The organism is Streptomyces sp. NPDC043176, from assembly GCF_056436715.1.
Genome location: NZ_JBWKCA010000010.1, coordinates 147,596 through 172,388 on the forward strand (window position 1 = coordinate 147,596; position 24,793 = coordinate 172,388).

Here is a 24,793-nt window from a genome sequence, read left to right on the forward strand (position 1 = left end):
GTACGCGGGTCCCGCGTACACCTTGAGACGTACGCCTTCGCAGGTCGGATGGGGTGGAAAGCCGCTTTCCGGCCCCCGGGGCGAGTGCCCGGCCGACGCCGGAACGGGGGTGCGAGAAAGCCCGGGCTACGGTGGGCGGCGAGCCCGCGGCAGGGCTCCGTCCGGGCTGCCAGGCCCGGGGCGGGACGGACGGCGACGGACCGGGGGCGCAGGCGCGTGGATCTCGTGGAGAGCGGAGCGGTGGGCGGGTTCTTCGCCCTGCGGACCAGCCCGCCGGAGGACGGCGGGGCGCACCGCCCGCTCGACCGGCTGTACGCGGGGGAGGACGACCCCCTCACCGCGCGCGTGGACCGGGTCGCCGCCCGGCTCGGCACCCCCGAGCGGCGCGTCGCGGCCTCGATCGCCCACCTCGGACTCGCCGCCCGCCTCTGGTCGACCGCCCTGGGACCGGCCGCGCTGTACGGCCGCTTCCCGGACCTGGCCCCCGGCGAGCTGCACTGGGACGGGGCCCTCACCTCCCCCGACGACCTGTGGTGGTCGGGCTCCGCCACCCGCCCCGCCACCGTGGACGAGCTCGCCGAGGTGGTCCTCGAGGCCCACCTCGGCCCACTGCACGCGGCGCTGCGCCGGGACGGGGGGATCTCGGCCCGGCTGCTGTGGGGCAACGCGGGCTCGGCGCTGGCCGGCGCGCTGCGGGAGCTGAGCCGGTGGGCGGCCGTCCACCGGCGGCCGGACGCGGCCGAGCGGGCCACCGCCCTGGTCTCCGGGCTCCTCGCCCGTCCCGGACTCGCGGGCACGGTCCGCGGACCCCGGCTGCGCCGGTCCAGCTGCTGCCTCTACTACCGCTGCCCCGGCGGCGGTCTGTGCGGCGACTGTGTCTTCGACCACGCTCCCCGTACGGGTTTGGAGGCGCGGCCCCCCGCTCCGTAAAGTTGCTTCTTTGAAAGCCCCTGAGCGGTGAGACGCACGAGCGAACGAGGAACCCGAAGGCCATGACGGTGACCGAAGAAACCCAGGACTACGGGCCGGGCGTCGACCCCGAGCGCCTGGCCGTCTGCCTGAGCGTCCTCGACGAGCTCGACAAGCTCGACGTCGACCACCCGGACGCCATCCGCGTCCGGCGCGCCACCGCCGGGATCTACCGGACCGTGAAGCAGCGCCGCCGCCAGGAGCGCCGGGCCGCGAAGACCGCCAACGACAAGGCGGTCACCGAGGCCACGGCCACCGGCTCCGCGCAGCGCATCGACGACGAGACAGAGGGCCTCCTGCCCTCCTCCGTCACCGAGGAAGGCCGGATCGCCGGGATACTCCAGCGCCCGCGCTCCTGCTACGTCTGCAAGACGCGGTTCGTCGAGGTCGACTACTTCTACCACCAGCTCTGCCAGCCGTGCGCCGCCGAGAACCGGGCCAAGCGGGACGCCCGCGCCGACCTCACCGGCAAGCGCGCGCTGCTCACCGGCGGCCGGGCGAAGATCGGCATGTACATCGCGCTGCGGCTGCTGCGCGACGGTGCCCACACCACCGTCACCACGCGTTTCCCCAAGGACGCCATCCGCCGCTTCAAGGCGATGGAGGACTCCGCGGACTGGATGCACCGCCTCGAGGTCGTCGGCATCGACCTGCGCGACCCGGCGCAGGTCGTGGCCCTCGCCGACCAGATGACCGAGGCCGGGCCGCTGGACATCCTCATCAACAACGCGACGCAGACCGTGCGCCGGCTGCCGTCCGCGTACGCCGCCCTGGTCGACGGGGAGAACGCCCCGCTGCCGGCCGGTGAGCTCCCCGCCCACCACGTCATCGGTGCCTTCAACTCCGGCGCGGTCGGCGAGCTGGTGAGCGGCTCGTCGCTGCCCGCCGGGGTGAGCGGCCTCGACGCGCAGCAGGTGGCGGACCTCGCCCTGGTCGCGGGCAACGCCTCCATCGCCCGGCACCTCGACGGCACCGCCATCGACGCCGGCGGCCTGGTGCCGGACGTCGTCGACACCAACACCTGGGTGCAGAGCATCGAGCAGATCTCCCCGGTGGAGCTGCTCGAGACCCAGCTGTGCAACTACACCGCGCCGTTCATCCTGATCAGCAAGCTGCGGCCGGTGATGGCCGAGGCCGCGAGGAAGGCCGCCAGCGGCCGTTCCTACGTCGTGAACGTGTCCGCGATGGAGGGTGTCTTCAGCCGCGGCTACAAGGGAGCGGGTCACCCGAACACCAACGCGGCCAAGGCCGCGATGAACATGGTGACGCGCACCAGCGGTGAGGAGATGTTCAGGACGGACGGCATCCTCATGACCTCCGTCGACACCGGCTGGATCACGGACGAGCGCCCGCACTTCGACAAGCTGCGGCTGGCCGAGGCCGGTTTCCACGCCCCGCTCGACCTGGTCGACGGCGCCGCCCGGGTGTACGACCCGGTCGTGCGCGGCGAGGCCGGCGAGGACCTGTACGGCTGCTTCCTGAAGGACTACGCCCCCGCCAACTGGTAGGCCCGCCCGGCCGCGGAGGCCCGTCGACTGAAATGAGCGTTCTACCCATCGGTAGGGCGCTCATTCGACTTGTGTCACCCGATCGCGTCACACTTTGGAGCCCGGTAGAGCGCGGATCCGCTCATTTGGTTAGTCTGATGCTCACGGTCGGCCACCGAGGAGCCACACCTTCCTCACAGCCGGCCCGGGGACTGGCCTGCCACCAAGGCCGCGGTCCCGCCCGACGAACGGCGCCACCGCGACCGACCGGCACTTGTCCTACAGGTACGCGACACAGAGGAGTGCGCGGTGACACCCGAACTGACGAAGCAGGATCCGCGACCGGCCGAACCCATCGACCGGCCCCGCCGCAAGGGCGAGCTGGGAAACCTGGAAGTGTGGGCCCGCTCGGCCCCGATCCGGCTCGCGGGCTACGAGGACGACCTCGCCGAGCCCCACATCCTGCCCGGCATCGACTGAGCCGGTGCCCTGGCGTAGCACTGATCCGCCCTGTGCCCCCGGTCGCCGGAACCCATGTGTTCCGGCTGCCGGGGGCACAGGTGTGTCCGCGGGCCCGCGCCGCTCACCGGCCGTCCACGGGCGCGCGTAGCCGGGTCGGCGGCAGGTACTCCCGCACCAGCGTCCGGTGCCACCACGCACCGGTCGTGCGCAGCTCGCGCCAGGTCGTGTACCGGTACCGGTAGAGCCGGGCGCGGACATGGGTGGGCGGCGCGTCGGGGAACGGGTTGTGGGCGAGCAGCCGCAGGGTGTCCCGGTCGCCGTCGAGCAGCCGCTCGACGAAGGGGCCGAACCAGTCGCGCGCGTACCCGGGGGAGAGGGCCGCGAACCACATCAGCCAGTCGAGCCGCAGGTGGTACGGGGCGAACTGCCGGGGCAGCCGGCGGAGGTCGCCGGGCTTGCCCTTGAAGCCGTACTCACGCCAGACCGTGCCCGGGTGCGGAGCCGGGTCGTCGGTGCCCTCGACGACGATCTCGTCCCGGATCCGGCCGACGGTGCCGAACGCGCCGTAGGTGTTGACCAGGTGGAACGGGTCGTACGAGCGGTTCATCGCCTGGTGCCGGGACAGCAGGTTCCGGACCGGGCGGTAGCTCCGTACCAGGACGAAGGCGGTCACGAGGACGACGAGCACCACGTACCAGAGCGGCGGGTCCGGCTGGGGGTGGGCGCCGGTGAGCGGCGAGGCGTCCACGGCGGACAGGGCGAGGACGATGGTGAGCCAGTTGAGCCAGGCGAAGTTGCCGGAGAGCACCAGCCACAGCTGGGTCGCGATCATCAGGGCGGCCGCGACCGTGGCGACCGGCTGCGGGGTGAACAGCAGGAAGGGCACGAGGAGCTGGACGACGTGGTTGGCCGCGACCTCCACCCGGTGCAGCGGGCGCGGGAGGTGGTGGAAGAACCAGCTCAGCGGGCCGGGCATCGGCTGCGTCTCGTGGTGGTGGTAGAGGCAGGTCAGGTTCCGCCAGCAGGCGTCACCGCGGATCTTGATGAGCCCGGCGCCGAACTCGACCCGGAAGAGCAGCCAGCGCAGCAGGAAGAGGACGAGGACGGGCGGGCCCGTGTCGTCGTTGCCCAGGAAGACGGCGAGGAAACCGGTCTCCAGGAGCAGTGACTCCCAGCCGAAGGAGTACCAGGTCTGGCCCACGTTCACGATCGACAGGTACAGCGCCCAGAGCACGAACCACAGGAGCATCGACACGGCCAGCGGGACCGCGTCGCCGACGCCGGCCACCAGCGCGAGCGCCAGCGCGGCGCCGGACCAGGCGACCGTCGCGAACAGCCGGTCGGAGTAGCGCCAGTGGAACAGCGAGGGGGTGTGACGGGGGCGGGTCCGGTGCACGTACTCGGGCACAGGGAGCATGCCGCGCTCGCCGATCAGCGCCCGGAACTGGAGGGCGGCCGACAGGAACGCCACGCAGTACAGCCCGGCGAGGCCCCGCTGGAAGACGATCCGGCTCAGCCAGTGGTCGGGTGCGGTGAACCACTCCATCGCTTCCAGTATCGGCCCCCGGTCACCTCCTGACGAGGCGCCGCAGGGTCCGGCCCAGGCGCCGCGCGTACGCCAGCTGGAGCCGTGGGATCAGGGGACCGCCCAGACGGGTGTACCAGGTGGCGGGCCGGCTGAAGGCGGTGACCGTGAACCGGACGGCGCCGCCGGGTTCCAGCGAGACGACGAACGACTCCTCGCCGCACTCCGGGTGCCCGGTCAGGGTGCCGTAGGCGAAGCCCACGCGGTTCTGCTCGTACGCCGTCCAGATCACCGAACAGGGCGCGCCGAGCCGCACCCGCCCGACGCCCACCGACACCTCCAGGCAGACCCCGGGCTCCGCGCGCCGCGCCTCGCTGCGGACCGTCGCTCCCGAGGCCCGGTGCATCCGCCACGTGGTGACGGCGGCACCCGCGGCCTCGAAGGCGGCGCGGCCGCTGCCCACGACCACGCTGTGGCGCAGGTGGAGGTATCCGTCGGGCAGCGCCTGCGGAGTGCCGGTCGCCCCGACCTCCCGGTAGGTGAGGGTCCGGCGCGGTCGCGCCGGACGTGCGAGGCCGCTGGTGAGTCGGGTCATGCCGGAATCCCCCTTCGGCGGTTGAACGCGTTCAACTGACGAGTTGAGAGTAGGACGTTTCTTGAACGCGTTCAAGTAGAGGTGTGGTGGCGTACCGGTCGGGCGGGGGTCGAGACGGAGGGAGGGCGCGTGCCGTCCGGCCGACCGGGTGTCCGCCGACCCGGTCGGCGGCCCTCCGCTTGCGGCCCGCCACGGGCTGCGACACATATGGAGGACTGGCCGGAACCGGGCCGCGGAGCCCGGGAAGAGAAAGCGGGAGAACCAGGTGCGCACCCCCTTGCGCCGGACACGGCGCGCCCCCGCCGCCGACGGGACGGCCCGGTCGGCCGCGACCGACCGCCCGGGCCGGACGGCCACGTCCGCCCCGGTCCGGACCACCCCGTCCGTCTCCGACCGGACCGCCCCGCCCGCCCCAGGCCGGACCGCCCCCGGTCTGACAGCCCCGCCCCTCGCCGGACGGGGGGCCCCGCCCGCCCCCGGTCCGACCGCCCCGCCCCTCCCTGGGCGGGGGGCCTCGCCCGTCGGCGCCCGCTCCGCGGTCGCGGCGCTGGCGTCGGTGCTGCTGCTGGCGGGTTGTTCCGCCGGGGAGGAGGGGGCGGGAGGCAGCGGTGTCGAGGCCGCGACCGCCGTCGCGCGGGACATCGTCCTCCAGCCGGTGGGCGCCCAGGGGCCGGACCCGTTCACCGCGTCCACCGCGCGGATCAGCCGGCTCGCGGTCGCACCGGACCGGGAGCCGGGAGACGGGTCCGGGCAGATCCGCGAGATCGCCGGCTCCACCCCCGGCCTGTACGGCGGGACGCGCGCGGAGGCCAGCTGCGACGTCGAGCAGCAGGCCGCCCTCCTCGCCGCGGACCCGGGCAAGACCCGCGCGTTCGCCGAAGCGGCGGGCATCCCCGAGCGCAACGTGGGCGACTGGCTGCGCGGACTGACACCGGTCGTCCTGCGCGCCGACGCGCGGGTCACGAACCACGGGTACCGCGAGGGCCGTGCGACGGCCTTCCAGTCCGTGCTGCAGACCGGCACGGCGGTCCTCGTCGACCAGTACGGCTCCCCGCGCGTCCGCTGCGCCTGCGGCAACCCGCTGCGCACCCCGGTCGCGGTCCGGGAGGGCGTCCACCAGGGCGACCCGTGGGACGGCTTCGACCCCGACCGCGTCATCGTCGTCCGGCCGACCAGCACCGTCGTCACCAGCCTCGTCATCGTGAACGCCGCCGACAGCAGCTGGATCGAGCGGCGGACCGGCAGTGACGGGGACGCGGACCGCAAGCCGGACGTCGCACCCGCCTGCGACCCGGACAAGTGCGCCCTGGCCGACGCCGCCACCCCCGACGCGGCCACGCCCGTTCCGCCCTCCCCGGACCGCCGTACCTCGCCGGACCCGGTCCCCGTCCCGTCCGCCCCGACGACTCCCGCCCCCGACCTCTCCGCCCCCGACCCCTCCGGGACCGGCGGCACCGGATCCGAACCGCCCGCCCCGACCCCGGAGCCGTATCCCGACCCGTACACCGACCCCGGCACGGAGCCCCACCCCGACCCGTACGCCGACCCCCGGACCGAGCCGTACCCCGACCCGCAGGACGTGCCGCCCCCCGCGCCGGACGGGGAGCTGCCCCCGGAGGAGCTCTTCCCGGCCGGGCCGATGCCGGATCGGCCGGAGACCTTCGAAGGGTGAATCCGATCTTCCTGGTGCGCGGGGGCGGTGCTGCGCCTAGCGTGGCCCCATGAACGCGGGCAGAGGGGGCGGGGAGGCGGTCGAGCGGCTCCGCGGTGCGCCGGAGGAGCCGGCCGGCGGGGCCCGGATCCTGCACGAGTACGGCTCCGCCTTCCGGATGGGCGGCTTCGACTGGGACCTGGTCAGCGGTGTCATGATCATGGACGACGCCGCACTGGAGGTCTTCGACATGGACCGTGCGGAGTACGACGACCGTCCCGAGTCCCTCGGCTCGCGGGTCCTGCCGGACGAGAGCCGGCGCCTGGACACCCTGGTGGCGCAGGCCCTCAAGGAGGGCAGCGACCAGTACGGGGCGTACTTCAGGATCCGCCGCCGCGACGGCAGGCACCAGTGGACCCACACCCAGGGGCTCGTCCACCGCGACACCACGGGACGGCCCGTGCGGATCGTCGGCGTCCTGCGCGACGCGACCCACGAACTCACCGAGTCCGCCGCCCGGCTCGGCCTCGACGAAGGGCGCCGGCAGCGCGCCGGCGTCGTCGAGGGGACCACGGCGGCCCTCGCCTACGCCCGGACCGTGCAGGACGTCATCGACCTGCTCAACGACTCGCACGCCCTGGAGCACTTCGGGGCCGCGAGCCTCGTCATGGGCCTCCTGGACGCCGGCCGCATCCACCTCGTCGCCGAGGGGCCGGCCGGCGCCTTCGTGCCGGGCACCCGGTTCACCCGGGTGGACGAGCCGTACCCGATGAGCGAGGTGATCCGCACCCTGCGACCGCGCTTCATCGACTCGGCCCGGGACTTCGCGGACTCCTTCCCGGTGCTCTGGCCGCACATCAGCGGGCTGGGCATCACCGCCGCCGTGTATCTGCCGCTCATCGCGCAGGCCCGGCCCATCGGCGCGCTCGGGTTGCTCTACAGCGACAAGACCGGCTTCAGCGAGGACGAGCGGACCCTCCTCGTCGCCCTCGGCAGCAGCATCGCCCAGAGCCTCCAGCGGGCGATGCTCTACGAGCAGGAGCACGACCTCGCCGAAGGGCTCCAGCAGGCGATGCTGCCGCGCCGCATCCCCGAGGTGCCCGGCGCGCAGACCGCCGTCCGCTACCGCTCGGCGCGGCTCGGCCGGGACATCGGCGGCGACTGGTACGACATCATCCCGCTGCCGGGCGGGCGGGTCGGCGCCGTCATCGGCGACGTCCAGGGGCACGACACCCACGCGGCGGCCGTCATGGGCCAGCTGCGGATCGTGCTGCGCGCGTACGCCGCCGAGGGGCACCCCCCTGCCACGGTGATGGCCCGGGCCTCCGTCTTCCTGCACGAGCTGGACACCGAGCGCTTCGCGACCTGCACCTACGCCGAGGTCGACCTGGCCACCGGGGTCGTCCAGGTGGTCCGGGCCGGCCACGTCGACCCGCTGGTGCGGGAGACCGACGGAAGCTGCCGCAGGATCCCGGTCGAGGGCGGGCTGCCGCTCGGCCTCTCGGCGGAGTTCGGCCGCCTCGACTACCCGGTGACGACCCTGGACCTGGACCCCGGCCAGACCCTGATGCTCTACACCGACGGCCTGGTGGAGAAGCCCGGCGCCGACCTCGACGAGGGCTTCCAGTGGCTCACCTCCCTGGTCCGGCGCGGCCCCGGCGACCTCCAGCAGCTCGCCGACCACCTCTGCGACGTGGTCGCCGACCGCGGCGGCGAGGACGACGTGGCGATCCTGCTGCTGCGCCGCGACGGCGGGTTCGCGGTGCCCGCCGGACGGTTCCGGCAGCACGTGGCCCAGAGCGACCCGGAGGCCCTGAGCTCGGCCCGGCACATGGTCAGGGCCGCCGTGCGGGCCTGGGGCGCGGGGGAGCGCGCCGACGAGATCGAGCTGGTCGCCGACGAGCTGATGACCAACGCGCTGATGCACACGGACGGCGGGGCGATCGTGACCCTGCGGATCCTGGCCGGGCCCGTGCGACGGCTGCGGGTCGAGGTGGAGGATCGTTCCAGCGCCCTGCCCCGGCGCCGGGAGGCGGGGGAGGCGGGAGTGTCCGGCCGGGGGCTGCTCCTCGTCGACCAAATCTCCGACGTGTGGGGCGTGGAGCCGCGGGGCGGAGGCAAGTGCGTGTGGTGCGAGTTCACCCTGGAACGCTGAGGCGGCCGACGGGGCGGTGGCTGACGGGGCGGTGGTCGACCGAGCTGTGGTCGACTGAGCGATGGTCGAACGAGTGGTGGTCGAACGGGGTAGTGGCCGACCGAGTGGTGGTCGAACGGACTGGTGGCCGACCGAGTGGTGGTCGAACCGAGTGGCGGCCAACCGGGCAGTTGTTAACTGAGCGTGAACCGATCGTACTTGACCGTAACTGTCGGTACGCGATTGACTGCCTTCTTCCGCCCCTCCGCGCAGGACGTGAGGCCCCCATGAGCAGCAGCGAGCTACTGGCCCCCGGACCCCGGGTCTCCGGGCGGGCCGCCCCCGACCGCCCGACGCCGGGGCGGACGGCCGCCGAGCCTCCTGAGACCGGACCACCGACCCCCGAGCCCCCGGCCCCGGAGCTCCAGGCCCCCGAGCTTCTGGCCCCGGAGCTCCAGGCCCCCGAGCTTCTGGCCCCGCTCGACCTGGCCTTCTGGCACCTGGAATCCACCGACCACCCGCTGCACCTCGGCGCGCTCGCCCACTTCGGCCCCGCGCCCGCCCCCGCGGGCCACGAGCCGCCGGACGTCCTGGACCTGCTCGCCCGTCGCGCCGCCGCCGTCCCCCGGCTGCGGATGCGCGTCCGGGACGTCCTCATCCCGGTCGGCGGCGCCGCCTGGAGCGCCGATCCCGGCTTCGACGTGCGCCGCCACGTCCGCGAGATCGTCCTGCCCGGCGCCGACTTCGCCGCCGAGAGCGCCCGGATCGCCGCCGAACTGATGGAACGTCCCGTCGAGCGCGGCCTGCCCCCGTGGGAGATGTACCTCCTCACCGGCGCCCCCGACGGCTCGTTCGCCGTGCTCGTCAAGCTCCACCACGCCCTCGCCGACGGCATGAGGGCCGTCGCCATCGGCGCCGGCATCTTCGACGAGATCGCCGCCGTCCGCCGCCCCGCCGGCCGCCCCCGGCCCGTGCCCCCTCGCTCCTGGCTGCCCGGCCCCGGCCGGCTCCTCGGCATCGCCCGGGACCTCCTCGGCGACCTCGGCCGGACGGTCGAGGTCGGCGCCTCGGTCGTCGGCTCCTCCGTCGTCCGGGCGGCCCGCCCCGCCGAGGCACTCGCCGCCCACTCCAGCGGCACCCGCAGGATCGCCACCGCCACCCTGGACCTCGAACGGATCCAGCGGATCCGCCGCGCCACCGGCGGCACGGCCAACGACATCCTCCTCGCCGTCACCGCCGGAGCCCTCCGCCGCTGGTTCGACGGCCGAGGACTGTCCCTCCCCGTCGCCGACCCGCGGGCCCTCGTCCCCGTCTCCCGCCGCCGCCCCGGCGCCCCGCCCGGCCCCGGCAACAGCCTCTCCGGCTACCTCCTCGACCTGCCGGTCACCGAACCCGAACCGGCCGCCCGACTCGCCGCCGTCCGGCACGCCATGGACCGCAACAAGGCCGCGGGCCCCTTCAAGGGCGCGGGCGCCGTCGCCCTCCTCGCCGACCGGCTGCCCCCGCTCGCCCACCGCATCGGCGCGCCGCTCGCCTCCGGCGCCGCCCGGCTCCTGTTCGACGTGCTGATCACCCAGGTGCCGCTGCCCCGCACCGCCCTCTCCCTCGGCGGCGCCCCGCTGCGCGCCCTCTTCCCGATGGCTCCGCTCGCCCGCGGCCAGTCCCTCGCCGTCGCCATGTCCCCGTACGGCGGCCGGGTCCACATCGGCCTCGTCGCCGACGGCGAGGCGGTCCCCGACCTCGACGCGCTCGCCGCCGCGCTCGGCGCCGAACTCGACCTGCTCGACCCCCCGGGAGCCGCCGTCCCGGAAAGCGCCCCGTCCTGACGCCCCCGGGTCCTGACGCGCGCCCCGCCCGGCCGTGCGGCAGGGTGGAGCCATGCCCGAACTCCCCGAGGTGGAAGCGCTGCGCGAGTTCCTCGACGCGCACCTGGTGGGCAAGGAGATCGCCCGCGTCCTGCCCGTGGCGATCAGCGTCCTCAAGACCTACGACCCGCCCCTGAACGCCGTCGAGGGCGCCGGGGTCACCGCGGTCGCCCGGCACGGGAAGTTCCTCGACCTCACCACCGGCGGACCGGCGGGCGAACTCCACCTCCTGTTCCACCTGGCCCGCGCGGGCTGGCTGCGCTGGCAGGACCCGCTCCCCTCGGGTCCGCCGAAACCCGGCAAGGGCCCGCTGGCCCTGCGGACCGCGCTCACCGGTGGCGACGGCTTCGACCTCACCGAGGCCGGCACCACCAAGCGCCTCGCCGTCCACCTGGTCCGCGACCCGCAGGACGTGCCGGGCGTCGCCCGCCTCGGACCCGACCCGCTCGCCGAGGACTTCGGCCCCGGCGCCTTCGCCGCGCTCCTCACCGGCGAACGGCGGCAGATCAAGGGCGCCCTGCGCGACCAGAGCCTCATCGCGGGCATCGGCAACGCCTACAGCGACGAGATCCTCCACGCCGCCAGGATGTCGCCGTTCAAACCGACCCAGAACCTCACCCCGGAGGAGACCACCGCCCTCCACACAGCGATGCGCACCACCCTCCGCGAGGCCGTCGAACGCTCCCACGGCCTCGCCGCCGGCCGGCTCAAGGCCGAGAAGAAGAGCGGCCTGCGCGTCCACGGCCGCACCGGCGAACCCTGCCCCGTCTGCGGCGACACCATCCGCGGCGTCTCCTTCGGCGACTCCTCCCTCCAGTACTGCCCGACCTGCCAGACCGGCGGCAAGCCGCTCGCCGACCGGCGCCTGTCGAAGCTGCTCAAGTAGCCTCCCGAACCGGCCGTTACACTCCGCCGCATGCTGCGCGTACTGGCCGTCGACGACGAGGAACCCGCCCTCGGGGAGCTGCTCTACCTGCTGCGCGCCGACCCCCGGGTGCGGACGGCGGAGGGCGCGGGCGACGCGACCGCCGCCCTGCGCCGCATCGGGCGGGCCCTGGAGGCGGGGCCGGAGGGGGACGAGGGCGTCGACGTCGTCTTCCTCGACATCCACATGCCGGGGCTCACCGGACTCGACGTGGCCAGGCTGCTCGCCGGCTTCGCGCGCCCGCCGCTGGTCGTGTTCGTCACCGCACACGAGGGCTTCGCGCTCCAGGCGTTCGACCTGAAGGCCGTCGACTACGTCCTGAAGCCGGTCCGCCGCGAGCGCCTCGCCGAGGCGGTGCGGCGCGTCCACGACCTGGTGCACGCGACCGCGGCCCCCGCGCCGGTGGCGCCCGAGCAGATCCCCGTCGAACTCGGCGGCGTCACGCGCTTCCTCGCCGTCGACGACATCGCGTACGTGGAGGCCCACGGCGACTACGCCCGCCTCCACACGGACCACGGCAGCCACCTCGTCCGCATCCCGCTGTCCACCCTGGAGGAGCGGTGGGCCGCCCGGGGCTTCGTCCGCATCCACCGCAGCCATCTCGTGGCCCTCGCCCGGATCGACGAGCTCCGGCTCGACGGCGGCGCCACCTCCGTCCGGGTCGGCGCCACCGACCTCGCCGTCAGCCGCCGCCACGCCCGCCACCTGCGGGACCTCCTGATGCGGCGGGCCGGCGGCTGACCGCCCGTACGTCTACCGCGGCCGGAGCGCGCTGCGTAGACTCCACGCGTCCGCCGGGCCGGTGCCGCCGCCCGCGCGGCCCGTCGGAAGTCGTCGAGAGAGCCGGGAGCGGACCCCGATGTCCGAGCACCACCCCCCGCGCAGACCCCGGCGCGAGACCGTCACCTACGCGTCCGCCCACGGCGGCGCGACCGCGCCCCGGCCTGCCGGACGCCGTCCCGCGCACCCGCCGGCCCGCTCCGAGATCGACGAGCAGACCACCCTGGGCCACACCTACGTCCGGTCCCTGATGCGCAGCCAGCTCCGCGCCGCGCTCACCGCCCTCGGAGCGCTCGCCCTGCTCGTCGGCTCCCTGCCGCTGCTGCTCGCGCTGCCCGCGCCGGAGGCGTTCGTCTGGGCCACCCTGGGCATCGGCGCGTACCCGGTCATCTGGGGCATCGCGCACTGGTACGTCCGCCGGGCCGAGCGCAACGAACGCGACTTCAGCGGCCTCGTCGAGCACTGAGAGCGGTGGAGCGCCCCGTATGAACCAGACCTACGCGGTGGCCGCCGTCACCGCCGTCGTCCTCGCCACCGTCCTCATCGGGGCCCTCGGCCTGCGGATCTCCCGTACCACCTCCGACTTCTACGTCGCCTCGCGGACCGTCCGCCCGGGCCTCAACGCCGCCGCCATCAGCGGCGAGTACCTCTCCGCGGCCTCCTTCCTGGGCATCGCCGGCCTCGTCCTCGTCCAGGGCCCCGCCATGCTCTGGTACCCGGTCGGCTACACCGCCGGATACCTCGTGCTGCTCGTCCTCGTGGCCGCCCCGCTGCGCCGCTCCGGGGCGTACACCCTCTCCGACTTCGCCGAGGCCCGGCTCGAGTCCCCGCAGGCCCGCAGGCTCGCCAGCCTCTTCGTCGTCGGCATCGGCTGGCTCTACCTGCTGCCACAGCTCCAGGGCGCCGGACTCACCCTGGAGATCCTGACCGGCGCCCCCGACTGGGTCGGCGGGCTGCTCGTCGCCCTCGTCGTCACCGGCACCGTCGCGGCGGGCGGCATGCGCAGCATCACCTTCGTCCAGGCCTTCCAGTACTGGCTGAAACTCACCGCCCTGCTCGTCCCCGCGCTCTTCCTGCTCGCCGCCTGGTACGGGGACGGGGCGCCCAGGGCCCGCTTCGACGCCCCCGCCGTCCTGCGCGACCACACCGCCGTCCGGGTCGCCGACACCGTACGGATCGGGCTCGACGCCCCCCTCACCGTCACCGTCACCGGCAGCGTCGACTCCGTCCCGTACGCCGACCGGACCGTCACCCTGGCCCCCGGCACCCACCACGTCCTCGGCGGCACCACCCTGGCCTTCGCACCGGGCGCCCCCCTGCCCGAACGGGCCGTCACCGGCTCCGACCCCCTCGGCTGGTCGCAGCCGCTCGCCGGAGGCCGCGACGGACACCAGCTGTACGCCACGTACGGCCTGATCCTCGCGACCTTCCTCGGCACCATGGGGCTGCCCCACGTCGCCGTCCGCTTCTACACCAGCCCGCACGGCCGCGCCGCCCGCCGCACCACCCTCGTCGTGCTCGGCCTGGTCGGCGCCTTCTACCTGCTGCCCCCGCTCTACGGTGCCCTCGGCCGGGTCTACGCCCCCGAACTCGCCCTCACCGGCTCGGCCGACGCCGCCGTCCTCGTGCTGCCCGACCGGATCCTCGGCGGACTCCTCGGCGACCTCCTGGGGGCGCTCCTGGCGGGCGGTGCCTTCGCCGCCTTCCTCTCCACGGCGTCCGGGCTCACCATGTCCGTCGCCGGGGTCCTCACCCAGGACGTGCTGCCCTCCCGGGGCGTACGGCACTTCCGGCTCGCGACCCTGCTCGCCACCGCCGTGCCGCTGGCCGTCGGGGTGGTCGCCTCCAAGGTGCCGGTGGCCGACGCCGTCGGTCTCGCCTTCGCCGTCTCCGCCTCCTCCTTCTGCCCACTGCTCGTCCTCGGCATCTGGTGGCGGCGGCTCACCCCGCCCGGCGCCATGGCGGGACTCCTCCTCGGCGGCGGCTCCGCCCTCGTCGCCGTGATGGCGACCCGCGCAGGACTCGCCCCCGGAGGCTGGCCGCACACCCTCATGGCCTGGCCCGCCGTATGGTCGGTCCCCCTCGGCTTCCTCAGCATGGTGCTGGTCTCGCTCGCCACGCCCCGCCGCGTCCCGCCCGGCACCCCGGCCATCCTCGCGCGGCTCCACCTCCCGGAGGAGTTCACCGGACGCCCGGAGGACTTCACCGGCACCGTCCCCGCCCAGGAGGCCCGCCGATGAGCGGAGCCGGTTCCGCCCAGGAGGCCCGCCGATGACCCGAGCAGTCCCCGCCCGGGCGGCCCGCCGATGAGCGGGATCGCCCTCGCCGCGGCGGCCGCCGCGGGAGCCGTGCTCCTCGCCGCGGGCTTCGTCCTCGGGCGGTTCGCCGCCCGGCGCGGCGGCCGCGCCGCGCACCCCGGTCTCGGCACCCCGGTCGAGCGGGCGACCTTCCACACGCTGCACACCGCCTCGCTCGCCGCGCCGCCGCTGCGCGCCGGCCTCACCGAGGAGACCGCGCGCAGGGCGGCCGGCACGCTGCGCTCGCTGCTCGGCACCGAGGCGCTCTGCCTCATCGACCGGGGCGCGGTCCTGGCCTGGGACGGCCCCGGCGAGGACCACCACCGCGCGCACGTGCCGGAACAGGCGGCCGAGACGCTGGAGACCGGCCGCAGCCGCTCCGCGCCGACCGGCTGCGCCGACCCCGCCTGCCCGCTGCGCTGGGCGGTGATCGCCCCGCTCACCGGGGAGGACGGAGTGCTCGGCGCGCTGGTCGCCTACGGTTCGCGGGAGTCGGCCGTCCTGGTGCGGGCCGCCACGGAGGTCGCCCGCTGGGCCTCGGTGCAGCTGGAGCTGGCCGAGCTCGACCGGTCGCGCACCAGGATCGTGGAGGCCGAGATCCGGGCCCTGCGCGCCCAGATCTCGCCGCACTTCATCTTCAACTCCCTGGCGGCCATCGCCTCCTTCGTGCGCACCGACCCCGAACGGGCCAGGGAACTCCTCCTCGAATTTGCCGACTTCACCCGCTACTCCTTCCGCAGGCACGGGGAGTTCGCCCAGCTGGCCGACGAACTGCGGTCCATCGAGCAGTACTTGGCCCTGGCCGGGGCCCGCTTCGGCGACCGTCTCAAGGTGACCCTCCAGATCGCCCCCGAGGTGCTGCCCGTGACCCTGCCGTTCCTCTGTCTGCAGCCGCTGGTGGAGAACGCGGTGAAACACGGGCTCCAGGAGCGGGAGCGGGGCTGCCGCGTCACCATAGCCGCCCGGGACGCGGGCGCCGAGGCAGTGGTGACCGTCGAGGACGACGGCGTGGGCATGGACCCGGAGGTGCTGCGCGCCGTCCTGCGCGGTGAGCACCCGGCCGGCTCCGGCATCGGCCTGTCCAACGTGGACGAGCGGCTGCGCCAGGTGTACGGGACGGAGTACGGCCTGGTCATCGAGACGGGGCTCGGCGCCGGGATGAAGGTGACGGTACGCGTCCCCAAGTACCGTCCGGGTGTGCACCGTTCGCCGCCCTAGAAGCCCTGGAAGCCCTGGAAGCCCTAGAAGCCCTAGAAGCCGTGGAAGCCGTGGAAGCCGTGGAAGCCCTGGAAGTCCTGGAAGTCCCGGCGTCGGGCGGTCAGCGCAGGTGCAGCGAGAGATGGGCGAGCGGGAGGCCCAACTTCCAGGCGGGCAGCCAGACCTGGTCGTCCTCGTCGACGGGGACGGCCCCGTCCCCGACCGCGCGGCCGTCGAGGTCGGCGGCGCGCACCCAGGTGTCCCGCAGCCGGCGCCAGGCGGTGTGCGCGAGCGCCAGGTCCGGGCCGTCGCCGCCCGCCGCCCGCCGTGCGGCGAGCCGCTCCTCGACCCAGGGCGGCCAGGGCCGGTCGTACGCCGTGTGGCGCAGCCAGGCGTCGACGTGACCGGCGGCCCAGCCGAGCGAGGGTCCGTCGGGGCCCTCGGACAGGTGGACGGTCAGGGCCAGGGCCTGGAGGCCGGCCCGGTACTCCAGTGAGCCGGGGGCCACGAGGGCGGCGGCCCGCAGCACCTCGTCGGCCAGGTACTCGGCGCACAGCCAGGCCATCGGGACGGCGAGGCCGCCGCCACTCGTGCCGCCGGCGCCGTTCGTGCTCTCGGGCAGCAACGCTCCCACCTTCTCCCGGACGTCGGGGACCCGGACGTCAGGGCCCGGGGGAGAGCTTCCTCCGAGAAGGGCGCCCGCGGGTCCCGCTTTGCTCAACTCGCCCGTGTGGTTTCGGATACGTTTCCCGGCCGGATCGGTACCGGTGAGGTTCCTGGTGCCGGACGTGTCGAGGGTGGCGGGTGAGGCGGAGGGGGAGGGCTTCTCGGCCGGGGCGGGGAGGGCTCTCAGCCGAGGAGGGCGTACACGGCGGTGGCGTGGGCCGCGGTGTCCTCCGTGCCCTCGGCCGTCATCGAGATGTCCGCGAACGCCATCCGCTTCCCGGCCTTGGTGAGCCGGGCGTGCACCAGGACGTCGGCGCCGACGACCGCCCGCTGGAAGCTGATGGACTGCTGGACGGTGGTCATCGGCACGAACCCGCCGCGGGCCGCGGCGACCGCGATGACGGTCGCGGTGTCGGCGGCGGCCATCAGGGCCTGACCCGAGAGACCGCCGCCCTCCCGGGCGAGCCGGTCGGACCAGGGGAGCCGGAGGACGACCCCGTGGCCGTCGTCCGCGACCGACTCGACGGTGAGTCCCAGGTCGAGCACCCAGGGGGCGAAGTTGTCGGCGAGGATCTTTTCGGCGGCGGCGGGTGTCAGCGTCACGGCGTCATTGTGGGGCCACGGCCCGGGGCCGGGCAACGCCCGCGCGGCGCGGCCGGTAGCCGGGCAGTGACCGGCCGAGCTGGCGCAGCGCGTAGTGGGAGCGGGACTTGACGGTTCCGGCGGGGATGCCGAGGTCCATGGCGGCCTCGTTGACGGTGAGGCCGTGGAAGTAGAGCCGTACGAGCACCGCGCGGTGTTCCGGGCTCAACTCCCGGACGGCAGCACGGACGTCGAGCGCCGCTTCGGCGGAGGCGGTGGCGTCGGCGGGGTCGGGGGTCACGGCGAGGACGCCGTCGCCGATCTCGGCCGGCCGGGCGAGCCGTGACCGACGGGCGTCGATGGCGAGGCGGCGGGCGACGGTGAAGAGCCAGGGCCGGATCGAGGCGTAGGCGCCGTCGAAGGCCTCGGGGTGCAGCCAGGCCCGTACCAGGGTCTCCTGGGCGAGGTCCTCGGCCCGTTGGCGGTCCCCGTAGGTCAGGCCGAGCAGGAAGGAGAGCAGCGCGGGTCCGTGCTCCCGCTGCAGCTCCTCCAGGGTCCGTTCGTCGGTCGTCGCCGTCGTCATCCAGCCACCTCTCCCGCGGCTCGTCGTCGGGCCGTATACGAGCGCATCCGGAAGGCGGGGGACAGGGAACGAACGGCGGTCTGCGCCGAACGGTCGCACCGAGCGGCGAATGGTACGGCGAACGGTCAGGCGGAGGCGATGCGTCCGTTTCGGCGTGGTTCATGGCGTTCCGCGGCCTTGACCCTTGACTGGGGCTTTTCCGCGAGCTCAATTGATCAGAACAGGTGTTCATCAGATGAGTTGGGTGGAGTGCCGTACATGACCTCACGCACCAGACCCGCGGGAGCGGTGGCCCTCGCCGCCGTCCTGCTCGCGGCGGCGACCGGCTGCACCGACGGCACCGCGGGCGACGGCCCGGACGGCGGGACACCCGGAACCTCGGGAGGTCCGCCGGGGGCGAGTCGCCCCGCAGGCTCCCCCACGGCTCCGTCCGCCGCGCCGGGCGGGGCCTCCGCGCCCACCGGATTCACCCTCGTGGCCTCGGGCGACGTCCTCCCGCACGACTCGATCATCCGCCGCGCGGCCGAGGACGCCGGCGGCGGCGGATACGACTTCGGCCCCATGCTCTCCGGCGTCAAGCCCGTCGTCTCCCAGGCCGACATCGCCCTCTGCCACATGGAGACCGTGTACGGGAAGGAGGGCGGGCCCTACACCGGCTACCCCGCCTTCAAGTCGCCGCCCGAGGTGGCCGCCGCCCTGAAGGCCACCGGATACGACTCCTGCTCCACCGCCTCCAACCACACCCTCGACGACGGCGCGGCGGGCCTCGGCCGCACCCTCGACGCCCTCGACAAGGCGGGCGTCCGGCACGCCGGTTCGGCCCGCACCGCCGACGAGGCCGGGCGGCCCGCGCTGCTCAAGGCCGGCGGCGCCACCGTGGCCCAGCTCGCCTACACCTACGACACCAACGGCTACCCGCTCCCCGAAGGCCGGCCCTGGGCCGTCCAGCTGCTCGACGAGAAGAAGGTCGTCGCCGACGCGCGCGCCGCCCGGGCGGCCGGCGCGGACGTGGTCGTGGTCAGCGTCCACTGGGGCACCGAGTGGCAGACCGAGCCCGACGAACGGCAGCTCTCGCTCGGCCGGGCGCTGACCGCCTCGCGGACCGGCGGGCGCCCGGACATCGACCTTCTGGTCGGTACACACGCTCATGTTCCCCAGGCCTACGAGAAGGTCAACGGCACCTGGGTCGTCTACGGGATGGGAGACCAGATCGCGGGCGACATGATCAACCACGAGGGCGCCTACGACCCCCGCGGCAACCAGGGCACCCTCGGCCGCTTCACGTTCGCCCCGCCCCGCACCCCCGGCGGGCGGTGGGAGGTCACCGAGGCCGAGTTCATCCCCCAGTGGTTCGACACCGCGCGCGGCCGGGTCGTGAACCTCGGCGCCTCCGACGGCGGCAACGCGCGCCACGCCGAGATCCGCGACACGATCCGCCGGGTGGTGCTCAGCCGCGGGGCCGACAAGGACGGCCTGGTGATGGGGAAGTAGACCGCCCGCACCCGTTCCGGAAACGCTGCGGCGCACTCGGCTCATCGGGTGTTTTCGGACGGGCGGCCGGTGTCGGTGGGCTGCGGCGGGCCCTGCCCGTACGAACCATTGGTCATGAAAAACGATCAGATGAACAATGGGCGCCGTGCGGTGCTGCGCCTCGCCGCCGCCCTCGGCGCCACCGCCACCGTCGGCGTCCTCGCGGCGGACCGGTTCGGCGCCCCCGAACCGGTCGCGGGCACCGCCTCCGCACCCCAGGGAGCGCCCGGCGCGGGACACGCGGGAGCCGGACCGGCCGCCGGACCGCAGGCCGCCAAGTCCGCCCGGCCGCGGTCGACGGCCTACCGGCTCCAGCCGATGACCGCGTACGCGCCCCCGGCGTTCCGCCGCGCGCTCCCCCCGGTCCGGCAGCGGCCGTTCCTGAGCATGTCGGGGGTCGGCCGCTCGATGGTGCTGACCTTCGACGACGGGCCCGACCCCCGCTACACCCCGGCCATCCTGGAGACCCTGCGCCGCTACGACTGCCGGGCGATGTTCTTCGTCTGCGGCGAGATGGCCGTCGACAACCAGGACCTGCTGCGGGAGATGGACGCGGACGGACACGTCGTCGGCAACCACTCCTGGTCCCATCCCCTCATTCCGAAGCTGCGTCCCTCCCGCATCCGCGACGAGCTCGGCTCCACCAGCGAGATCGTCGAGCGGACCCTCGGCGCGGCGCCGCTCTGGTACCGGGCCCCCTACGGCGCCTGGAACCGGCACTCCTTCGAGATCGGCGCCGAACTGGGCATGGAGCCGCTCGCCTGGACCGTCGACACCCTCGACTGGAAGGAACCGGGCACCGACTCCATCGTCCGCCGCGTCCTCGACGGCGCCGCGCCCGGCACCGTCGTGCTCTCCCACGACGCCGGCGGCAACCGCTCGCAGAGCGTCGCCGCGCTCCGCCGCTACCTGCCCGAACTGCTCGACGTCGGTTACCGGATCACCGTGCCGCGGCGCTGACCGTCCCGGTACGCCGAGGGCCCCGGCACCTCCAGGTGCCGGGGCCCCTCCGCGTCCTGCCCGGGCGCGGATCGCGGGACGCCCGCTAGCGGGAGCCCACCATCCGGGCGTAGACGACGACGTTCCCGTCGTAGCCACGCGCGCGCGTGTAGCCGCCGCCGCACGTGATGACCCGCAACTCCGGCTCTCCGGTGTCGGCGTAGACCTGTACGCCGGGGAAGTCGTTCTTGGCGTACACCTCGACGCCGTAGATCTCGAAGACGGCGACCCGGCCGTCGTACCGCTCGACCTCGATGTGCTGCCCCTTCTCCAGCGACCCGAGGCCGTAGAAGACCGCGGGGCCCTTCGCGTTGTCGACGTGGCCGACGACGACGGAGGTGCCGCGCATGCCGGGGGCGATGCCGTTCTGGTACCAGCCGGCGAGGTTGGCGTCCTCCGGGGGCGGGGCCGCCACCCAGTCGTTCGTGTCCAGGCCCACGTCCATGATGGGGGCCGCCACCTGGATGGCCGGGATCTTGATCCGGGACGCCGGTGCGAAGGGCAGCGGCTCCAGACCGGTACTCGGGGCGGGTGGCGTCGGGGCGACCGGATGCGCCACCGGCCGGGAGGCGGCGGCGGGTTGGGGCGGCCCGTCGGCGATGTCCACCCCGTTGCGCATCATCGCGAGCCCGGACAGCATGGCGAGGGCCAGGACGCCCCAGGGTCGGCGTCTCCTGCGCTCGAAGACGCGGAAGTCCTTCGGGGGCATGGTTCTCCCTTCTCGGCGTCGTCAGAACGGTAAGGCCGGTCGCGCGCGCCGTCGCGCCGGACGGCGCGAACGGGTGGGGCCCGCCACCGGACGGGTGTCCCGGCCGCCGTCGGCGTACGGCGGAGGCGCGGCCCGGTGGCGGTGGGGGAGGGCGCCGGCGGCGACGCCGGAGCCGGTGCGGGAGCGAGCGCGGGAACCCACGCCGAAGTGGGGTCGGAGCGCAGCCGGGTGACGTCGGGGCTGACCCATCCGAGTAATCGTCAGATAAGCATTCCGAACGGCTGTGACCTGCGGCTCCGTCGCCTCAGAGGGCTCGTTTCTCGGCGTGTCGCCTCACCGGGGTGGCCCAGTGCCGATGTGCACGGTTCGCCCCGACTGGTGATGGTTCGTCATGGAAGGCGTACTCGTCGAATCTCCCGGAGCACCGCTTTGGGGCGTCTTCCACAGGAGGTTCAACCATGCGTGCTGCACGCACTCTGGCGGTGACGGCGACCGCGTTCGCGGCGCTCGGACTCGCGGCCCCCCTCGCCACCGCAACCAACGGGCCCAGCAACGTGACGGTCCCTCTCCAGGCGGAGCGGGGAGGAGACGGTTCCAACGGCGTCACCGTGTCCCCCTTCGCGGTCCACCAGGGCGCGATCCTCACGATCACCGTCCGCGGTTGCTCCGGTGGCACGGTCACGTCGAACGCCTTCGCGACGACCACGCTCTCCGCCGCCGTCAACGGGGTGTCCACCGCCACCCCCCGCATCTTCAACAACGCCACGCCCGGCCAGTACAACCTGGCCGTCCAGTGCAACGGCCGCACGCTCACCCAGCCGTTCCGGGTCCTGGCCGGCCAGGGCGCGCAGGGCGGCCTCGGCGGCTCGATGGCGCCGAGCTCCACGGAGATGGCCATCGGCGGCTCGCTCGTCGCCGCGGCCGCTCTCGGCGGCGGCGTCTTCATCGCCCGCCGCCGGCGCCTGACCGGCGCGGGAGTCTGACCGGCCGAACCTCCCGGTCGGCCCACCGTGCCCGTCGCCCCCGAGTCCCCACCGGGACCCGGGGGCGACGGGCGTTCGGGGCGCCGTGCTCCACCCGACGGGCGTCGGGGGGCGCCGTGCACCGCTCCGGGCCGGGTCACGGCGCCCGGTCAGTGACGCCGGCCGGCGCCGGAGCGGCGGCGGAGCACGTAGAACGCGCCGCCCGAGGCGGCGGCCAGGACGAGCGCCCCGCCGGCGGCCAGTTCGGTGGCGCTGGGCGCCATCGAGCCGCCGACGCCGCCCTGCACCCCGCGCGGGGGAGTGAGGATCGTGGCGCTGATGGTCGGGCTGGCGGTGGGGGTGCCGGTGATCGTGAGATCGACGGTGTCCTGGATCCCGCCGGTGCAGTTGAACGACACCGTGTAGACGGCGCCGCGCTTGGCGTCGATGTCCACCGTGGCGGTGGCCGCCGAGCCCGGGGCGATGACGACGGTGTCGAAGATGCCGGCCGAGGCCGTCGCCGTACTGGCGCAGCCGGGCGCACTGAGCGTCACCCGGCCGCCGGGGGCGACGAGCGAGGGCGACACGACGAAGTCGCCCGTGGCCCTGGCCTTCGGCGCCCGCGGGCCCTTGGCGGGAGCGTCGTCCGCCGCGACGGCGGCGGGGGCGGCCAGGGCGAGGGCGGCCGCCCCCAGCAGGGCAGTGGAAGCGGCACGTATCGCGCGCATGGTGAATCCTCCGGGTCCCGAGGGGCAGCCGCGGAAGGGGGTTTCCGCCGAAGACCTTGCGTACACCTCGTTGCCCGAAACGCTAGGAGCGCACTACCACAGCCGCGATCCCAGAGGTGCGAATGGGGCACGGTTGTCCCCCGTGCGGCCCACTCGGACGGCCCGGATCACCGCGTGAGCTGCGGGAACAGGTCGGTGAACGGCGTGGCGGTGGCCGAGATGCCCCGGCCGAACGGCGCGTCGAAGTCCCAGATGAGGAAGAGCAGGAACGCGATCAGCACGCTGAAGAGCCCGGCGAGCAGCAACTCCCGCCCGGTCCTGCGGATCTGGAGCGTGAAGATCAGGCCGACCGTCACCAGGGCGCCGATGATCAGGCCGAACCACACCACCCCCGGCATGGTCGCCCCCGCGCTCTGCCCGCGCGCGCCCCGGGCGTCGTCGGCCGCCGCCACCTGGTCGACCAGCGGCTGGTAGGCCTGCCCCTCGAAGTCGTTGGCGGGCTGGTAGTCGGTGACGCTGCGCCGGACCCGCTCCAGCAGCGCGGTCCCCTCCTCGCTCAGCTCGCCGTGCTCGGACATGTACGTCCACTCCTCGTGGACCACGTACGAGACGTACGCGTCGACGTCGGCCCGGATCCCCGCCCGGACGGCCTGCGGGTACACCTCGGCGCGGGCCGAGATCTCGTGCATCGCCTGGGCCTCCTGCCGGACGGTCTCCTGGGCGGCCCCGCGGGCCTCCCAGACGCCGGCGATGGCCAGACCGAGGACGATCGCGTAGATCACGCCGATCATCATCGTCATGTACTCGATGACGTCGGGGGTCTCACTGGGGTCGTCGTCCTCGGGGATCCGGCGGTTGTTGATGACGACGATGGTGAGGACGACGGCGCAGGCGGCCGCCATCGCAAGGGTCAGAACAAGCCATTCGGACATGGGGAATCTCCGGCGGGACTCAGCGGGTGGACGGGGATCGGCGCGAGAAGGGGACGGAGGGGCGGCGGGACCGCGGTCCCGTGCCGCGGGCGGCCGGCGGGAGGCCGGGTCATGCGGACCGGGGGCGCAGGATCGCCGTCGCGAGCACGGCCGGGGCCGTGATCATCAGCGTCGCGGTGACGACCGAGGTGCCGCCCTCCCGCTTGGCCCGCGTGACGGGGCGGTAGTGGGGCAGTGCCACGGAGGTCGGGGCCGGGGGCCGGGGGCGCACGGTCGGCGGAGGCGGCGGCGCGGGCGCGGGTTCGGGCGGCCTCGTGGTCGGCGGCGCGGGCTTCGGCGGCTCCGGCCGGGGAGCGGGACGCGCGGCCGGCGGCTTCGGCACGGCCGGGGGCGGCTCGGGCGTGGGCGACGGCCGGGGCGGCTCCGGTTTCGGCGTCGGCGTCGGGGACGGGGAGGGCTTGGGCGGCTCGGGCTTCGGCGTGGGGGAGGGCGTGGGCGTGGGCGTGGGCGACGGGCACGGCGGGGGCGGCTCGGGATGGCAGGGCTTCGGGTGGTGGTGGTCGTGGCCCTTGCCCTTGCCCTTGCCGTGCTGGTGGTGGCCCTTGCCGCGACCGTCGTCGCCCTCACCGTCGTGGCCGCGGCGGTGGCCGCCGCCGGCGATGGCCACCGCGATGTTCGAGCCGTCCTGGTCGGTGGAGGCATAGGCGCAGGCGTCGGCGGCGGCGGGCACGGGTGAGGCGAGCAGCCACACCAGTCCCAGGGCCGCCACCGGCCGCGCGAGGAGTGATCCGTACAGAGACACGCCGTCGAGCTTGATCACATGAGGGGCGCGACGGGGCGGAAACGCGCGGGATTCGCCGGATGGAGGGGATCTCCGGTTGTGAGGACTTGACGTTTCGCCGAGTGCCGGAGAGGGATGCGGCCCCATGGCCGGTATCGCCGTCGCCGGGATTCCGGGCGGCGGGCCGAGAAGGCCCGTTCCGGCCTGGGGATCGAGAACTGTCCGGTTGTCGCCCTGTCGGACCGGGCCGTCAACGGGGCATCCTGCACCGGCGACCGGGTCCCCGTGGCGGCAACCGCCCAGGTACGGGCGGGACCTGGGCTACCGTCAGGTGGTGAGCGGCGTCGCCGGTGTAGCCGACGCACGATCATATGCACGTGAATTCGCACAGTCTGAAGGCGTGAACTCTGCGTTCCGGGAGCACGTGCCAATGG

23 protein-coding genes are annotated in these 24,793 nt (G+C 74.4%); 14 read left to right on the top strand and 9 right to left on the bottom strand.

Annotation, left to right across the window (positions count from 1 at the left end; translation table 11 throughout):
• Positions 1-216: 216 nt before the first annotated feature.
• The 3 genes from AC067A_RS18725 (at position 217) to AC067A_RS18735 (ending at position 2,936) form a co-directional block, all read left to right on the top strand.
• The gene (locus tag AC067A_RS18725) at positions 217-930 is read left to right on the top strand and encodes a (2Fe-2S)-binding protein (protein ID WP_479243561.1); all 714 of its coding nucleotides are present in this window, start codon (positions 217-219) and stop codon (positions 928-930) included.
• 62 nt (positions 931-992) lie between these two features.
• Positions 993-2,477: an SDR family NAD(P)-dependent oxidoreductase gene (locus AC067A_RS18730; RefSeq protein ID WP_479243562.1), complete on the top strand. Its 1,485-nt coding sequence runs from the start codon at positions 993-995 to the stop codon at positions 2,475-2,477.
• A 288-nt stretch (positions 2,478-2,765) separates the two neighbouring features.
• A complete protein-coding gene (locus tag AC067A_RS18735) occupies positions 2,766-2,936 on the top strand; it encodes a hypothetical protein (protein WP_367826996.1) in 171 nt (56 codons plus the stop codon).
• 103 nt (positions 2,937-3,039) lie between these two features.
• Here AC067A_RS18735 and AC067A_RS18740 read toward each other — a convergent pair whose 3' ends face one another.
• Both AC067A_RS18740 and AC067A_RS18745 read right to left on the bottom strand, forming a co-directional pair.
• Entirely contained in the window at positions 3,040-4,464 is a 1,425-nt protein-coding gene (locus tag AC067A_RS18740; protein ID WP_479243563.1) for a lipase maturation factor family protein, read from the bottom strand.
• Between the two features lie 22 nt (positions 4,465-4,486).
• Complete coding sequence (locus tag AC067A_RS18745; RefSeq protein ID WP_479243564.1) at positions 4,487-5,038, bottom strand: DUF1990 family protein; 552 nt, start codon at positions 5,036-5,038, stop codon at positions 4,487-4,489.
• Positions 5,039-5,303: 265 nt separating this feature from the next.
• On the opposite strand from AC067A_RS18745, the gene AC067A_RS18750 reads away from it, so the two are divergent.
• From AC067A_RS18750 to AC067A_RS18785, 8 genes are all read left to right on the top strand, one after another.
• Positions 5,304-6,710 (top strand): DUF6777 domain-containing protein, encoded by a 1,407-nt coding sequence (locus AC067A_RS18750; RefSeq protein WP_479243565.1) that lies wholly within the window; start codon positions 5,304-5,306, stop codon positions 6,708-6,710.
• Positions 6,711-6,867: 157 nt separating this feature from the next.
• Positions 6,868-8,844, top strand: coding sequence for a SpoIIE family protein phosphatase (locus tag AC067A_RS18755; RefSeq protein WP_479243670.1), 1,977 nt, complete (start codon positions 6,868-6,870; stop codon positions 8,842-8,844).
• A gap of 266 nt (positions 8,845-9,110) precedes the next feature.
• Positions 9,111-10,649: a wax ester/triacylglycerol synthase family O-acyltransferase gene (locus AC067A_RS18760; RefSeq protein ID WP_479243566.1), complete on the top strand. Its 1,539-nt coding sequence runs from the start codon at positions 9,111-9,113 to the stop codon at positions 10,647-10,649.
• A gap of 52 nt (positions 10,650-10,701) precedes the next feature.
• On the top strand, positions 10,702-11,574 hold the full coding sequence (locus tag AC067A_RS18765; RefSeq protein ID WP_479243567.1) for an Fpg/Nei family DNA glycosylase: 873 nt from the start codon (positions 10,702-10,704) through the stop codon (positions 11,572-11,574).
• A gap of 30 nt (positions 11,575-11,604) precedes the next feature.
• Complete coding sequence (locus AC067A_RS18770; RefSeq protein ID WP_479243568.1) at positions 11,605-12,354, top strand: LytR/AlgR family response regulator transcription factor; 750 nt, start codon at positions 11,605-11,607, stop codon at positions 12,352-12,354.
• A 118-nt stretch (positions 12,355-12,472) separates the two neighbouring features.
• Complete coding sequence (locus tag AC067A_RS18775) at positions 12,473-12,859, top strand: hypothetical protein (protein ID WP_479243569.1); 387 nt, start codon at positions 12,473-12,475, stop codon at positions 12,857-12,859.
• Positions 12,860-12,878: 19 nt separating this feature from the next.
• Positions 12,879-14,633, top strand: a complete 1,755-nt coding sequence (locus AC067A_RS18780; RefSeq protein WP_479243570.1) for a sodium/solute symporter — start codon at positions 12,879-12,881, stop codon at positions 14,631-14,633.
• A 66-nt stretch (positions 14,634-14,699) separates the two neighbouring features.
• Positions 14,700-15,908, top strand: coding sequence for a histidine kinase (locus tag AC067A_RS18785; RefSeq protein ID WP_479243571.1), 1,209 nt, complete (start codon positions 14,700-14,702; stop codon positions 15,906-15,908).
• A 100-nt stretch (positions 15,909-16,008) separates the two neighbouring features.
• Here AC067A_RS18785 and AC067A_RS18790 read toward each other — a convergent pair whose 3' ends face one another.
• The 3 genes from AC067A_RS18790 to AC067A_RS18800 form a co-directional block, all read right to left on the bottom strand.
• Positions 16,009-16,512: a hypothetical protein gene (locus AC067A_RS18790; protein ID WP_479243572.1), complete on the bottom strand. Its 504-nt coding sequence runs from the start codon at positions 16,510-16,512 to the stop codon at positions 16,009-16,011.
• Positions 16,513-16,736: 224 nt separating this feature from the next.
• Complete coding sequence (locus tag AC067A_RS18795) at positions 16,737-17,156, bottom strand: PaaI family thioesterase (RefSeq protein ID WP_479243573.1); 420 nt, start codon at positions 17,154-17,156, stop codon at positions 16,737-16,739.
• A gap of 4 nt (positions 17,157-17,160) precedes the next feature.
• The gene (locus tag AC067A_RS18800; protein WP_479243574.1) at positions 17,161-17,718 is read right to left on the bottom strand and encodes a sigma-70 family RNA polymerase sigma factor; all 558 of its coding nucleotides are present in this window, start codon (positions 17,716-17,718) and stop codon (positions 17,161-17,163) included.
• A 258-nt stretch (positions 17,719-17,976) separates the two neighbouring features.
• On the opposite strand from AC067A_RS18800, the gene AC067A_RS18805 reads away from it, so the two are divergent.
• Positions 17,977-19,209, top strand: coding sequence for a CapA family protein (locus AC067A_RS18805; protein WP_479243575.1), 1,233 nt, complete (start codon positions 17,977-17,979; stop codon positions 19,207-19,209).
• Positions 19,210-19,323: 114 nt separating this feature from the next.
• Positions 19,324-20,208, top strand: coding sequence for a polysaccharide deacetylase family protein (locus AC067A_RS18810; protein WP_479243576.1), 885 nt, complete (start codon positions 19,324-19,326; stop codon positions 20,206-20,208).
• Positions 20,209-20,293: 85 nt separating this feature from the next.
• Here the strand turns inward: AC067A_RS18810 and AC067A_RS18815 are convergent, their stop codons facing one another.
• On the bottom strand, positions 20,294-20,956 hold the full coding sequence (locus AC067A_RS18815; protein WP_479243577.1) for a class F sortase: 663 nt from the start codon (positions 20,954-20,956) through the stop codon (positions 20,294-20,296).
• A gap of 458 nt (positions 20,957-21,414) precedes the next feature.
• Here AC067A_RS18815 and AC067A_RS18820 point away from each other — a divergent pair, with 458 nt between their 5' ends.
• On the top strand, positions 21,415-21,939 hold the full coding sequence (locus AC067A_RS18820) for a hypothetical protein (RefSeq protein ID WP_479243578.1): 525 nt from the start codon (positions 21,415-21,417) through the stop codon (positions 21,937-21,939).
• 149 nt (positions 21,940-22,088) lie between these two features.
• Here AC067A_RS18820 and AC067A_RS18825 read toward each other — a convergent pair whose 3' ends face one another.
• The 3 genes from AC067A_RS18825 to AC067A_RS18835 form a co-directional block, all read right to left on the bottom strand.
• Positions 22,089-22,646, bottom strand: a complete 558-nt coding sequence (locus AC067A_RS18825) for a hypothetical protein (protein ID WP_479243579.1) — start codon at positions 22,644-22,646, stop codon at positions 22,089-22,091.
• 167 nt (positions 22,647-22,813) lie between these two features.
• Positions 22,814-23,578, bottom strand: a complete 765-nt coding sequence (locus tag AC067A_RS18830) for a bestrophin-like domain (RefSeq protein ID WP_479243580.1) — start codon at positions 23,576-23,578, stop codon at positions 22,814-22,816.
• Positions 23,579-23,687: 109 nt separating this feature from the next.
• Positions 23,688-24,380 carry a hypothetical protein gene (locus AC067A_RS18835; protein WP_479243581.1) on the bottom strand — a complete coding sequence of 231 codons (693 nt, stop codon included), beginning with the start codon at positions 24,378-24,380 and terminating at the stop codon, positions 23,688-23,690.
• Between the last annotated feature and the right edge of the window lie 413 nt (positions 24,381-24,793).

Coding starts and splice junctions, on each gene's coding strand:
- AC067A_RS18730 (WP_479243562.1), top strand. CDS start 993: ATGACGGTGACCGAAGAAACCCAGGACTACGGGCCGGGCGTCGACCCC.
- AC067A_RS18740 (WP_479243563.1), bottom strand. CDS start 4,464: ATGGAGTGGTTCACCGCACCCGACCACTGGCTGAGCCGGATCGTCTTC.
- AC067A_RS18745 (WP_479243564.1), bottom strand. CDS start 5,038: ATGACCCGACTCACCAGCGGCCTCGCACGTCCGGCGCGACCGCGCCGG.
- AC067A_RS18755 (WP_479243670.1), top strand. CDS start 6,868: ATGGGCGGCTTCGACTGGGACCTGGTCAGCGGTGTCATGATCATGGAC.
- AC067A_RS18760 (WP_479243566.1), top strand. CDS start 9,111: ATGAGCAGCAGCGAGCTACTGGCCCCCGGACCCCGGGTCTCCGGGCGG.
- AC067A_RS18765 (WP_479243567.1), top strand. CDS start 10,702: ATGCCCGAACTCCCCGAGGTGGAAGCGCTGCGCGAGTTCCTCGACGCG.
- AC067A_RS18770 (WP_479243568.1), top strand. CDS start 11,605: ATGCTGCGCGTACTGGCCGTCGACGACGAGGAACCCGCCCTCGGGGAG.
- AC067A_RS18775 (WP_479243569.1), top strand. CDS start 12,473: ATGTCCGAGCACCACCCCCCGCGCAGACCCCGGCGCGAGACCGTCACC.
- AC067A_RS18780 (WP_479243570.1), top strand. CDS start 12,879: ATGAACCAGACCTACGCGGTGGCCGCCGTCACCGCCGTCGTCCTCGCC.
- AC067A_RS18785 (WP_479243571.1), top strand. CDS start 14,700: ATGAGCGGGATCGCCCTCGCCGCGGCGGCCGCCGCGGGAGCCGTGCTC.
- AC067A_RS18800 (WP_479243574.1), bottom strand. CDS start 17,718: ATGACGACGGCGACGACCGACGAACGGACCCTGGAGGAGCTGCAGCGG.
- AC067A_RS18805 (WP_479243575.1), top strand. CDS start 17,977: ATGACCTCACGCACCAGACCCGCGGGAGCGGTGGCCCTCGCCGCCGTC.
- AC067A_RS18810 (WP_479243576.1), top strand. CDS start 19,324: ATGAAAAACGATCAGATGAACAATGGGCGCCGTGCGGTGCTGCGCCTC.
- AC067A_RS18815 (WP_479243577.1), bottom strand. CDS start 20,956: ATGCCCCCGAAGGACTTCCGCGTCTTCGAGCGCAGGAGACGCCGACCC.
- AC067A_RS18820 (WP_479243578.1), top strand. CDS start 21,415: ATGCGTGCTGCACGCACTCTGGCGGTGACGGCGACCGCGTTCGCGGCG.
- AC067A_RS18825 (WP_479243579.1), bottom strand. CDS start 22,646: ATGCGCGCGATACGTGCCGCTTCCACTGCCCTGCTGGGGGCGGCCGCC.
- AC067A_RS18830 (WP_479243580.1), bottom strand. CDS start 23,578: ATGTCCGAATGGCTTGTTCTGACCCTTGCGATGGCGGCCGCCTGCGCC.